We start from the raw sequence: 13,917 nt of genomic DNA, 5'->3' as shown, positions 1-13,917 counted from the left end.
GTATCTGCACATTGGTCTAGATCATCTGTTACTCCATCTCCATCCGTGTCCTTTTGACTATTAGAACAACCTTCATTATCGACCGTTTCACCCTCTGGCGTATCTGCACATTGGTCTACATCATCTGTTACTCCATCTCCATCAGAATCTTCTTGACTTTCCGAACAGCCATCAACATTTACAGTTTCCCCGGCAGACGTTTCAGGACACTTATCTATATCGTCCGGAACACCATCACCATCCGTATCGTTTTTTTCAAAAACAGCGATAACCTCCGTATCCGATGTTATTGTAAGTGAATAGGGAGTATTTGTTCCTGAAATATCGCCACTCCAATTTTTAAAATAGAATCCACTAGAAGGTGTTGCTGTTATGGTCACCTTTTCTCCTGAATCAAATGTACCTTGCTTAGGGCTGATAGTTCCGCCAGCTACAGGAAATACATCACCGGTAAATTCATAAACAGTAATTTCATCTTTTTTGGAGCATGAACCTATTACAAACAGGACAAGTGGGATCATGATAATTAGGGAAGATAGTATTCTTTTCATTCTAAATTTGGTTAGATAGGTTATTGAACTACAATTCAATAAAAAAATATTCTATTGGCGCAGCGAATTATAAAAGTTCGAATTTAGAGAAAAATTGGTAAGACGACTATTAACTTCGATGTAATTCCCACAATGTGGTTAAACGGTAATTCTTGAAAATTTATCAATTATTTAGATTGATTTGGATTATTATTATTATTATTAGTTACAATGTATTTTGATTAAAAATAATTGTTAATACAGTAAACCGTTTCGTAAACGATTTTAAAAAATTAAGTGCATATTAGGGAGTTAACCAGGATTTATTCAAATTTATAACCCGGAGGTCACGAATTCAACTCTCGTTCTCACTACAAAATTTAAGTTTATAGAAATCAACGGATTGGCAATTGTTGATCCGTTTTTTTGTGCTTTCTATATCCTTAAAAACAACTTTGTATTAGGGTGTTATCGGAAAAAGTGCTAATAATCTCTATCCACACAGCAATTGGATGCATAAAATTAACAAGGAATCTTATTTTGTACTACAGCAAAGCCTTTTTGGATTATATTTTATAAAATTATCCAGTATAATTTTCTGTTATTAGTTCTTTACCAAACGTACGCTGATAGCAAATGTTCCCGCTGGATTTGTAAACCTGAAGCATGATGGACTTGCAGCCTCAATTTTTCTTCTGAAAATATTTCCACCCCCTGCATCCGTGTTTACCCACAAATACGTTCTGTTGTTTATTGAGCTGTAAGTGCCGTCATCTCTGTATCCGGCCATTGGGAAATTCAATCCTGACGATCCGCCAAATTTCATTTTTGTGCCTTGGTCTGTCCCTCTCACTGTTGATTCGCCTGTAATATTGAGATCACTTGCGGGCATTCCTAATTCAGTTTCCAAAGTTTTCCATTCATCATCCGTTGGCAAGTGCCATCCTGTAGGAATTGCAGCTTGTACAAAGGCCCATTCATACAGACGGCCATAGTCTACATCGTTGGATGTATTATCGTCGTAACTGTATGATCCTGTAGTATTGAAGACTAAATTCTCCGTCATCCAAACTTGGGATCCAATTTTAATTGTTCCATAAACATGACTATCCCTGTTGTCAGTGAATGATCCAGTGAATGAAGACTCAAAACTTCTCACTTCACTTGAAGTCACGAAAGTAGTTGATTTTGCATCTACACGAAAATAGTAGGTGGTTCCCAATTCAAGTTCGGTTGAAGTGAAGGATAGCGTGGTTTGATTAGGACTGACTAAATCCAAGTTTGCTGAATTCGTTCCTAAATACACATCATAAGTAATGGCATCTCCTTCGGCATCGGTGGATGCCAACCAACTAATTGAAATAGGTGTATTCACATCTGTTGCGTTATGCGCTGGTGCCTGGTTAAAGATTACTGCTGAAGGAGCTGAGTCGGTCTGGGTGGCAGAACAGCCATTGGAATCTACGGTTTCACCTGATTGTGTTCCAGGACATAAATCAATATCATCTGTAACTCCATCACTATCGGAGTCCTTTTGACTACCTGAGCATCCTTGAGCATCCACTGTTTCTCCTGTTGGTGTATTTGGACACTGATCTAACTCATCATTAACAGTGTCACCGTCTGAGTCAGTTTGGGTAGAAGAGCAACCATCCGAGCTCACTTGTTCTCCGGAAGGGGTATTTTGACATTGGTCTAGATCATCCGTTACTCCATCTCCATCGGTGTCCTTTTGACTATCAGAACAACCATCATCATCAACCGTTTCTCCCGTTGGGGTGTCTGGACATTGATCCAGCTCATCAGTAACAGAATCTCCATCAGAATCTTGTTGACTTTCAGAACAACCATCCTGATTTACAGTTTCCCCGGCCGACGTTCCAGGGCACAGATCTAAATTGTTCGGAACACCATCACCATCCATATCGCTCTGATTTTCTGCACAACCTTTATCATCAACTGTCAGCCCTTGATCTGTATCCGAGCATTCATCTAAATTATCGGTAACACCATCCCCGTCCGTATCCTTTTGACTTTCAGAACAACCTTCATCATCAACAGCTTCTCCCGTTGGGGTGTCTGGACACTGATCCAGCTCATCAGTAACAGAATCTCCATCAGAATCTTCTTGACTTTCCGAACAACCATCAACATTTACAGTTTCCCCGGCAGACGTTTCAGGACACTTATCTATATCGTCGGGAACACCATCACCATCCGTATCGTTTTTTTCAAAAACAGCGATAACCTCTGTATCCGATGTTATTGTAAGTGAATAACTAGAACTTGTTCCTGAAATATCACCACTCCAATTTTTAAAATAGAATCCATTTGAAGGAATTGCTGTTATGGTCACCGTTTCTCCTGATTCGAATGTCCCTTGCTTAGGGCTAATAGTTCCTCCATCTACAGGAAATACATCTCCTGCAAAGTCATAAACGGTAATTTCATCTTTTTTGGAGCATGAACCAATTACAAACAGGAAAAGTGGGATTAAGATAATTAAGGTAGATAATATTCTTTTCATTGCACGTTTGGTTAGATAGGTTATTAAACTACAATTCAATAAAAAAATATTCTATTGGGGCAATGAATCATATTAGTAGAAATATACCTAAAAAACAATCAGTAGACAATTAACATCGGTGTAATTCCAACAATGTGGTATAAACGGTAATTCTTGAAAATTTATCAATTATTTAGATTGATTTGAATTATTATTATATACAATATTTTTCGTTTAAAAATAATTGTTACTACAGTAAAGGATTTTAAAAAATTAAGTACATATTAGGGGGTTGATTAGATTTTTTTTCAAATTCATAACCCGGAGGTCACGAGTTCAACTCTCGTTCTCGCTACAAAACTTAAGTTTATAGAAATCAACGGATTGGCAATAGCTGATCCGTTTTTTTATGTCCAAATTTGATTGAAAGCTTGCTCTTGAACACAAAAGTGAACACGTTTTGGAACACATTTTTATAAACTAGCATCTGAGAAGCCTTGAAAATAGATGGTTTTTAAAAACCAAGCAGGGATTATCCACTCCCCTATTTGGAAGAGGAATGTGAGTGCAACCTTTCTGAGAAACTATCTGATGTTGCAGGATTTTTGGTTGAGACAATCATGTATTGTCCGAAATCTGGAATTGGTTTTTATGAAGGTGGACACGTATTATATAGATGTACTCTGAAGAAAAACAGTGCACAACAGAGCTTAAAATTAGTACCGGATTCTGGCTAAATCCAATGGTTTTTGTATATTTAAAAAGTCCGCCAAATTGAAAATTACGCGATAGCAAAATATTCAAAATTTGGCTTTTAAAATGAAATGATAAAAATACCCCCCGAACGCCTGCCTGACCACATTCGGGCGAAGGCAGGCAAAAAGCTTGGCAGGCGGAAACTGGCCAACGCGCCAACTCGCCCGCTGTTATAACAGACGGCGTACCTCCGCACTACGCTTAGCTCAACCTTTGTGCACAAGCGCAATGGTATAATTTAATGTTTTTATTAATTTTGGAATATGGCACTTGACCTAAAGAAATTTTTCATTTCAAACCAGCATTGCAATAAAATTATAAGTGATGATTACATGTTTATTGAATTTAATTGCCCCATTGAAATGGAAAATTTTAAATTATGGACAGAAATTCCATTTTTAGCTTATATAGTTAGTGGCAGAAAAGATTGGACAACTTTAAATAAAACCTATTGTTTAAAAGAAGGGGATGCTGTTTTTGTTAGAAAAGGTGTTTTTAAAACCAAGCAATATTTTGAAGAGAATTATTGTAGCCTACTTTTTTTTATTACAGACGATTTTATAAGACGGTTTTGTAAAGAACATCATGAAGCTCTGCCTAAAACTTCAGCAGACTTTCTAGAAAATCAAATTTATAAAATCAATGTTAATGACCCTTTAAGCTCGCTTTTTTTAACAGTTTTCAATTATTTAAAAGCTGGGAAAGAAATACCAAAAGGTCTGGTAGAAATGAAATTTAAAGAGCTTTTATTTAATATAACAATAGATCCATTAAACAGAGAGTTAGTGGCACTCTTTAATTCTATTCAACAAGTTGAAAAAACTAATCTCAATGATGTGATGATTAAAAATTTTCAAAGTGATCTAACGCTGGAAGAGTATGCACGTTTATGCGGGAGAAGCTTGTCCACTTTTAAAAGAGATTTTCAAAATCATTTTAAAGAAACACCAGGTAAGTGGCTAAATAATAAACGTCTTGAGTATGCCAAAATGTTGCTTCAAAACCAAGATTTAAATATCAATGATGTCTGTTGGGAAAGTGGTTTTAAGAATACTTCACACTTTAATAGTGCTTTTAAGAATAAATACAAATTGCCCCCTAATCAGTTCAGAAAGGAGCATTATAATCTTTAGATTTTATTTTTCTGATATTTTCTTTTCTTTTTAAACTTGAACTTTTTACCAAACAAATCGAATTTTAAAGTAAATCGAAGACTTTAAATACGGAATACATTTGTCCTATTGAATCTGAAACAGATAAAAAAGACCATAAAGAACTATCGAAATCAAATGAAATCTTACATAAAAGCATCTCTAGGCCATGACCATCCATAAAAAGATGGCTTTTTTTTGCTTTGAACTTTTTACCAAATAATTTGAACTTTAGAGTAAATCCTACACTTCGCAATCGCAATACATTTGTATCAAACAAATATTAATAATTAAAATATTAAAAAAATGGAAGCAACAACAGTAAACATTAAAAACGGAGTAAACGTAGATCAATTAGTAGAAACAATTGGTCACATTCAAGATCAACCAGAATTGGCTAAATTCGAATTCAGAGCCAAAAACAATTGGATTGAAGGAGGACATTGTGTGTCTAGTGTTAAAGGATTCTATGGTGCAGGTCAAGAAGACTCAACACGTCAAGAAACTTTCACAATGGCATGTAGTCATCCACAAGTATTATTAGGAGCCGACGAAGGTGCTACACCACCAGAAGTAGTACTTCATGCTTTAAGTTCTTGTTTAACCGGAGCCATGGTTTATCATGCTGCAGCAAATGGAATTGATATTGATGGCGCAGAATCTAACATTAAAGGCACAGCAGACTTACATGGTTTTTTAGGATTGGATCCTGAAGTTCGTAAGGGATTTAACGGCATTCACTTTAAACTAAAAGTAAAATCGGATGCTACTGTTGAACAATTGGAAAATTTGGCAAAATTTTCGCCTGTATTCGACATGATTACTAATCCAACACCAGTTACAATCGAAATTGTAAAGGAGTAATTTCTTTAAAAAAGACTACTCTATAAAGTTAGAGTAGTCTTTTTTATTTCAATCAAAAAGCAAAAGAACTTTCACTTCATTACAATGAAAACTAAAAAACACATAACCGTTTGTGGTAACACAGCAGTAGCACGAATAGCTTATAAAACCAACGAGGTTTGCGCTATTTATCCTATTACGCCATCTTCCAAAATGTCAGAATTAGTAGAACAATGGAGTGCAACAAAACAAGAAAATATATTTAATACCATACCTTCAGTCTTCGAAATGCAAAGTGAAGCAGGTGTTGCTGGTGCAATGCATGGTGCTTTACAAACGGGCTCTTTATCGACAACGTTTACAGCATCACAAGGTTTATTATTAATGCTGCCTAACATGTATAAGATTGCTGGCGAATTAACGCCAAATGTCATTCATGTTGCAACAAGAAGTATTTCAACCCACGCCTTATCAGTTTTTGGAGACCATAGTGATATTATGGCTGTTAGAAGTTCCGGTTACGCCATGTTAGGATCAGCTTCAGTACAAGAAGCACAGGATTTTGCTTTAATATCCCAAGCGGCAACCTTACAATCTAGAATTCCATTTCTACACTTTTTCGATGGTTTTAGAACATCACATGAAACTTCTAAAATTGAAGAAATTTCAGATTCAATCATCAATGAAATGATGGATTTCGAATGTATTCAAAATCATAGAAATAGAGCCTTAAATCCAAACAATCCCGTAATTAGGGGAACAGCGCAAGGCGCAGAGGTGTTTTTTCAAAGTAGAGAAGCAGTGAATCCATACTATAATTCGTGTCCAGATATTGTTCAAAATAAAATGGATGCTTTCGCGGAATTAACTGGAAGGCATTATAAAATATTCGATTATGTCGGAGCAAAAAATGCTGAATATATTATTATTTCAATGGCTTCATCAACTGAAACCGTTGAAGAAACTATTAATTATTTAAATGCTAATGGTGAAAAGTACGGATTGATAAAAGTACGGTTGTTTAGACCTTTCAGTAAAAAACACATTATTAAAGCCTTACCAGAAACCGTAAAATCGATTGCTGTTTTAGACCGAACAAAAGAACCTGGTGCAACAGGAGAACCTTTATATTTGGATGTAGTTCAATCTATTTTCGAAGCCTTTCAAAATAAAGAAATCTCAATATTTCCTAAAATTGTTGGAGGTCGTTATGGTTTGTCATCAAAAGAGTTTACACCAAATATGGTGAAATCCGTATTTAATAATTTAAAATCCCTTCAACCAAAAAACAATTTCACAATTGGTATTTTCGATGACCTTACTAACTTAAGTTTATCGTACACCGAAGAATTCAAAATCAATATAGAAACTTACCAAGCATTATTCTATCAACATCAATCATTAAATAATAAAAACAAGTTCAATTGTGTGTCAGAACTGATTGGAAACACAACAGACCAGTACGTTCAATCGTATTCAGAAGGTGATTATAAAAAATCAGAATCCAGAAATGTGATGCATTTACGACTAGATTCAAAACCCATTAAAGCACCTTATTTAATTAATAATGCCGATTTTATTGTTTGCCAAAATGTGTACTTCATTGTAAATGACAATGTGTTAAAAAACATAAGGCAAAACGGAACACTTTTGGTTCCAACTTCACTTCGGACCAATGCATTTTGGCAGACACTTCCTGTAGAAATTCAGGAACAAATTATCAATAAAGAGATAACGCTTATTATTGTGGATAGTAATAATTTAAAAGAAAGTTATAACATTGAAAATCATTCAATTTCTTCTCTTCAAGCTTGTTTTCTTGCTTTAATAAATGAACTTATTGAGAATTCTACTTTAGCAGAAATAAAAAAGCAATTCATAAAAGTTGATACTTCAATTCAAACGAATTTTGATACGATTTCAATTGAAGATGATAAAGATTTTGCAACGACACTTTTAGGTAAATTATTAGCAAATAATGGAAATAATGTTTCTGTAAGCGAATTGCCAGTTGATGGCACATATCCAACGAATACTTCAGTTTATAACCCAAATACAAACACGACGACGATACCTAAATGGAATCCAAATAGTTGTACCCAATGTGGTGCTTGTAGTTTGGCATGTCCACAAAGTGCCATAAGAATGAAAGTATTTGAAGATGAAATTTTAGAAGAAGTTCCGCAAGGTTTCAAATCTGTAATTTCAAACGATTTTGACTTAATGAATTTTACTATTCAAGTTAATTCTAACCAATGCAATGCATGTAATAATTGTATTGATGCCTGTTCGGAAAAGGCATTATTTATGGCAGATAAGTCGGATTTAAATAATGAATATTGGAGATATTTTGATACCCTTCCAAAATTGGATAGGACTATTATTAATACTTCTAAAGTTAGTCAGCAACAACTACAAGAACCATTATTTGAATATTCAAATGGAGATGATGGTTGTGGTGAAGCCCCATATTTTAAATTATTATCACAATTATTTGGAGACAGACTGTTAATTGCTAATGCCACAGGTTCAAGTTCAATTTTTGGTGCAGCATTACCAACAACACCTTGGGCAAAAAACAAAGCAGGAAAAGGTCCTGTATGGTCAAATTCATTATTTGAGGATAATGCGGAATTTGGTTTAGGGTTTAGATTATCATTAGACCAACAAGAATACGAAGCAAGAACTTTGCTTAAAAAAATGATGCAATTCCTTGATTTTGATTTAGTACATGATATTATCACAGCAAAACAACATTCAGAAATTGAAATTATTAAACAGCAAAATAGAGTGACTCAACTAAAAGAAATTCTAAATAAAATTAAAACTAGTGATGCCGATGTACTTAATCGTTGTTCAGATGCTTTAGTTAAGAAAAGTGTTTGGTGTGTTGGTGGTGATGGTTGGGCATACGATATTGGTTTTGGAGGTTTGGACCATGTTATTGCATCTGGTAAAAACGTAAATATTCTAATTTTGGACAACGAAGTGTATTCCAATACAGGTGGGCAAATGTCTAAGGCAACACCATTTGGAGCATCGGCTAAATTTGCCCATTTAGGCAACGCAAAACAAAAAAAAGATTTAGGATTAATGGCAATGACTTATGAGGATGTTTATGTGGCTTCAGTTGCAATGGGCGCAAACCAAGAACAAACATTAAAGGCTTTTAAAGAAGCCGAAAGTTTTGATGGTCCATCAGTAATTATAGCCTATTGCCATAGTAATTCTCATGGTATTGACATGAGAAATCCAAGTCAGTATCATAAAGCAGCAGTTGCATCTGGCCAATGGTTGCTATATAGAAATGACCCAAGAAAATTGAAGTCATTTCAGCTCGATTCAAATCAACCAACACTAAAAATTGAAGATTATTTAAAAATGGAAAAACGATTTGATAGATTGCTCAAATCAACAAATAACCAATTAATAAATAAACTACAGATCAATATAGACAAGCGTTTTCAAAAATATAAATCCTTGTCATATTCATGAAAATAAAACCTAAAACCATAGAAATAGGTGATTAAACTTTAGAAAAGCAATCGTTATTCTACTCTCAGAAGGAATTGTAGTAGAATATTTAGACACTTTGTTTGAAAATGATATAGAAGCTATCCTGTATAATTATACCCATAAATCATTAGTGATTACACTTGAAAGATTTATAAAGGGCTTAATGAAATTAAAGAATTCATGTGTAAATTGATTAAGCATTTCTTTATAAAAAGTACTGTTTTAGTACATGATAATATGGCTATTGAAAACGAAATAGTTCATATTGTTTAGCATGAGCGCGCAAAAACATCAAGCTTATCAATGGCATCAGACACCTTTTTTATAAAAGACGAATAAATCAGGAAACATACCTTTATATGCCAATTAAACAATACATATAGATACCAAAAAAATATTCTAGCTGAAGGAATTTATTATTTAACTCTTCTCTTAATGCAAAATACTTTCGCAAACAACATTTCACTTCTTTTAAAATTTTGTGGAATTCATTTAAGAAGTAATTAAAACTAAATTCCGCAAATAAATATGATGACCTATTTAAACAAATATAATAAAAGCTAGTGGACAACAATGTGTATATTTAACCGGCCCGACAGAGTCGTTCCCGTCCTTGCCAGCACGGGCGGACTGGTGGGTTGCTAGTTCTAACGTACTTACGAAAATCCTCCTACGGCCAAAAGCGTGGGAGGACAGATTTTCTATCGGTCTACTGGCTGGCAGGTTCGGTTTTTATTTGCTAATTTAAGTGCTTAAAACACCCATCTAACCATATACTAACACGCTATGTGCAATTAACAATACAGTAAATCGTTCTTGACAGATAATCGCTCACCTCCTAAGCTCCTTATTCCTGTTGCTTAAGCTATCCCTCACTTTTGGCGTAGGTAAATGTGATGCAGTTTAAAATAAAAAGAACATATCCTTTGGAAAAATATTTTTATCCTTTTAATAGTATAGACTAACTTAAGACCTTCGTATCACGATTTTAAATATATATGAGCAATAACGATAAAGAGCACTTCCAAGAGAACAGTCCGTTTTATTTCCCTTTAGAAGTTACCCCAAGAAAAGGGCTACTACCGATATCACGGGAAGACTATGAAAACAAGCCCAGTGGTGACATTTTTGGCAAAATACAGGATGCGGGGATGAAGTGGAATCCTGGAGATGTAAATCAATCAGAATTCCTTATAATGAGTACTGCGGGAGGATTAAAGAACGGTGAAGAGACCCTGGCACTGGGCATGCACTCAGGACATTTCGAATTGGGGGATGCCGCAAAAGTTGCAGCAAATGCTTTCAAAAACCTCTTTACCAAACCCTATTATGTATCCGTATCCGATCCTTGTGATGGACGTACCCAAGGCACTACAGGCATGATGAATTCATTGGCCTATCGCAATCATGCCGCCACAGTTTTAGGAGATTTAAGACGCTCTTTGCCCAATCGCAAAGGCGTAATGGGGATCGCTACTTGTGACAAAGGCCTACCTGCCATGATGATGTCATTGGCGAATGAATCCAATCTACCAACGATTATCATGCCGGGCGGAGTGACATTGATCGCCAAAGGAATCAAAGATTTGGGTTCGGTACAGTCTTTACCATCGCTTGTTTCCCATAAAGAAATATCATTGCAAGAGGCACAATCCCATGGATGTGCTTCATGTGGGACACCAGGTGGAGGTTGTCATTTTTTGGGAACGGCAGCCACCTCCCAAGTGGTAGCGGAAGCATTGGGAATGGCATTGCCACATTCGGCACTAGCCCCCTCTGGAGGGAAGATTTGGTATGCCCTTGCTAAAGATTCAGCCATTGCTCTGGTAAATCTGGCAAAAAACAATATACATACTAGTCAGATCCTCACTCAAGATGCCGTGTACAATGCTATGGTAGTACATGCAGCTTTTGGCGGATCTACCAACCTCTTACTACATATCCCTGCTATAGCCCATGCAGCGGGACTACCCATACCTACTCGAGAAGAATGGGAGAATATTAACCGAAAAACGCCCCGATTGGTCAATGTCCTCCCCGCGGGGAAGTATTCCACAGCACACGTATATGCTGCCGGAGGAGTACCAGAGGTAATGTTACATTTGCGAAAATTAGGGCTACTCAAAGAAGACTGCCTCACCGTTACAGGCAGAACATTGGGCGAAAATTTGGATGTCTGGGAGCAGGGCGGCAAAATGTTCTCTTGGGAAGCAGAGAATAAAAGAAATAGGCGTCAGCAAGTACGCTTTAACCTCCAGACATTTAATCCTGATGCACATCCTGATAAAGTGATACTATCTCCGGAAGCGGCGAAGAAAGCCAACATGAAAAGCACCTTGACTTTCCCCACCGGAAATTTGGCACCTGAAGGAGCGCTGATCAAAAGCGGTGCAATCGCTCCAGAAATGATCGACGACAACGGCATATACTATAAAAAAGGAGTTGCTAAAGTATTTGTCTCTGAAGCAAATGCCATTAAGGCAATTAATCATGGAGAGGTAAAGCCAGGTCATATTATAATATTAATGGGGACAGGCCCAAGTGGCACCGGAATGGAGGAAACCTTCCAAATCACGGGCGCTTTAAAACAGTTATCCTTTGGCAAAGAGATAGCCCTGATTACCGACGGACGTTTTTCTGGCGTTTCCACAGGGGCATGTATAGGACATGTTGGTCCAGAGGCTCTTGTAGGTGGACCTATTGGTAAGATGCAAGATGGAGATGTCATTGAAATTAAAATTGATTGCGATAATCTAAGTGGAAGCATAAATCTAATAGCCTCTCACAGCGATCCCGATGCCGAACTAAGTGAAGCCGAAATAGCACAATTGTTTTCAAGCAGATCACCCCATCCAGCACTTCGACCACATCCAGAATTGCCCAATGATATTAAAATTTGGGCAGCTACGCAGAGCGGTATATGGGAGGGATGTGTACAGGATGCCGATCGGATTTTGAAGATTGTGAAGGCAGGTGTTGATGCTTTAAAATAAAAACAAGCACATAACAAAACTTATGGACGCATATCTGCTCCTACCCCGCAGGGACGGCGACATATGGTAACTCGTTTTGTTATAAAAGATAAAAAGGGTTGTAATATTATTTGGAAATGTTTTATTTCCTAATAAGTAGGAAAGACATGTACAAAGAGGTCACGAGTTCAACTCCCTTACGAAAAGTCTCCCGGATTTGAGCACTCCTCTATTTCCAGACCTCAAAATCTGGCCTCTTTTTCATCTGGTAAACCCTAAATACGAACTTTATAACTTTCAACATTATAACCTTCAAACTTACTTCTTTGAACCTTGAACCTTAAACATTATAACTCCACTGCCCGTTTGTCGGACATACTTGTATTTCATCGATTCACCCGATTCCAAAACCAATACTTCCTACTTTAGAAGGAGTGAAACAAAACCTTGGTTGTAGTACTCCCCCCGCTGCCCAACTCAGAAAATTTTATTGAATCGATGATATTAGAAATTTTCTTCTTTTAAAGTGGATCACCGTACTGTTCAAAATATCAAATTCCATTTGATGGAAACATCTTAAGCCATTTTTTTGCATTTTGGAAATAAATTTTATCCACTGCTTCCTTAGGGAGTTTTAATCCCCTAAACTCTTCATTTACCAGATCACTGGCCATAAGCTCATCGGTAACTAAAAATCGCCAATCCGTAAGCCACATTTTATGCATCTCCTTCTGCATTTCTAGGGCATTTTCCTTGTCTTCATCGGCCAAATCGGTTGCATAGAGGAGCCGATCTTGGTACTTAATAAAAAAGGCACGCACCTTTTCCCTATTTTCTACAGTTTGATAAAAAACTTGCCCCATTCTGGCAGCGAGGTCTACGGACATATTGGGAAACTTGTCCAACCGTTTCGCCAATTCATCCACGCTCCACTCTAGACTCCCCATGTGTGCCCCAATAAACACAAGATCGGGGTGTTTTTCCAGCATACGATCCCGAGCGGCGATCTGTTCTTCATAAGAAGGTAGTTCCGGATGTTGGTACATATGGTACTGTGGATGTTCCGAAAAATATTTCCGATCGTTATTGGTTGTCATTTCATCTAGCGGAAGCCAACAGTTTTTTGGTTCTCCCAAATGACCTACCAATGGGATCTTTTTACTGGCTAAATAATCGAATATCGTATCCAGCTTGGGATTGTCGACCATTATTAGCTCGTTATCCTTATCACGAAAAACCATGCCAATATTCTTCCAGACCTTTACAGCTATGGCCCCTTCTTCAAAACTCTTGTCCAACCAGGCAATGGTATTCTTTGTGAAGTCTGGGTTATCCCAATCCTCTATGGAAAAGGAGGTAGCGAACTCATAATCCTCAGGATGCCCTTTCTTTTGAGCTAAACAATAATCATATTGTTCTTTAATAAGTTCTTCGCCTTTTGAAAGGTCGACCATAATATTCAGCAAACGAAAATTGTCTTTTTTTGCTTGATTTACAAAACTGTTCCGATCAGCAAAAACATGAATGTGGGTATCAATTTTATCTACCTTGTCAAAATCGTCCAAAGTATAATATTCATTCTTTTCCACACAAGAAATCGTTAATAGTACTAATAAGGCAATCCATGGTTTTTTCATCTGTTT

At 36.6% G+C, this 13,917-nt stretch carries 7 protein-coding genes; 4 read left to right on the top strand and 3 right to left on the bottom strand.

What is annotated here, in order from left to right:
- Together LV92_RS07960 and LV92_RS21880 are read right to left on the bottom strand one after the other, a co-directional pair.
- A partial coding sequence (locus LV92_RS07960) for an InlB B-repeat-containing protein (protein WP_211322949.1) occupies positions 1-551 on the bottom strand: 551 nt, incomplete at its 3' end.
- A 583-nt stretch (positions 552-1,134) separates the two neighbouring features.
- A complete protein-coding gene (locus tag LV92_RS21880) occupies positions 1,135-3,057 on the bottom strand; it encodes an FISUMP domain-containing protein (RefSeq protein ID WP_111623127.1) in 1,923 nt (640 codons plus the stop codon).
- 998 nt (positions 3,058-4,055) lie between these two features.
- Between LV92_RS21880 and LV92_RS07950 the strand changes: the two genes are divergently transcribed.
- The 4 genes from LV92_RS07950 (at position 4,056) to LV92_RS07935 (ending at position 12,295) form a co-directional block, all read left to right on the top strand.
- Positions 4,056-4,925 carry a helix-turn-helix domain-containing protein gene (locus LV92_RS07950; protein ID WP_072860919.1) on the top strand — a complete coding sequence of 290 codons (870 nt, stop codon included), beginning with the start codon at positions 4,056-4,058 and terminating at the stop codon, positions 4,923-4,925.
- A 324-nt stretch (positions 4,926-5,249) separates the two neighbouring features.
- Entirely contained in the window at positions 5,250-5,807 is a 558-nt protein-coding gene (locus LV92_RS07945) for an OsmC family protein (RefSeq protein ID WP_111623126.1), read from the top strand.
- Positions 5,808-5,891: 84 nt separating this feature from the next.
- Positions 5,892-9,281: a thiamine pyrophosphate-dependent enzyme gene (locus tag LV92_RS07940; protein WP_111623125.1), complete on the top strand. Its 3,390-nt coding sequence runs from the start codon at positions 5,892-5,894 to the stop codon at positions 9,279-9,281.
- A 1,019-nt stretch (positions 9,282-10,300) separates the two neighbouring features.
- Positions 10,301-12,295, top strand: coding sequence for a YjhG/YagF family D-xylonate dehydratase (locus LV92_RS07935; RefSeq protein WP_111623124.1), 1,995 nt, complete (start codon positions 10,301-10,303; stop codon positions 12,293-12,295).
- A 530-nt stretch (positions 12,296-12,825) separates the two neighbouring features.
- Here LV92_RS07935 and LV92_RS07930 read toward each other — a convergent pair.
- Positions 12,826-13,911, bottom strand: a complete 1,086-nt coding sequence (locus LV92_RS07930) for an amidohydrolase family protein (protein ID WP_111623123.1) — start codon at positions 13,909-13,911, stop codon at positions 12,826-12,828.
- Positions 13,912-13,917 lie beyond the last annotated feature (6 nt).

Origin of the sequence: Arenibacter echinorum (genome assembly GCF_003259375.1) — a bacterium.
Taxonomy (GTDB): domain Bacteria; phylum Bacteroidota; class Bacteroidia; order Flavobacteriales; family Flavobacteriaceae; genus Arenibacter; species Arenibacter echinorum.
The sequence above is the reverse complement of the archived record's forward strand: the minus strand, read 5'-3'. Positions and strand labels throughout refer to the sequence as shown.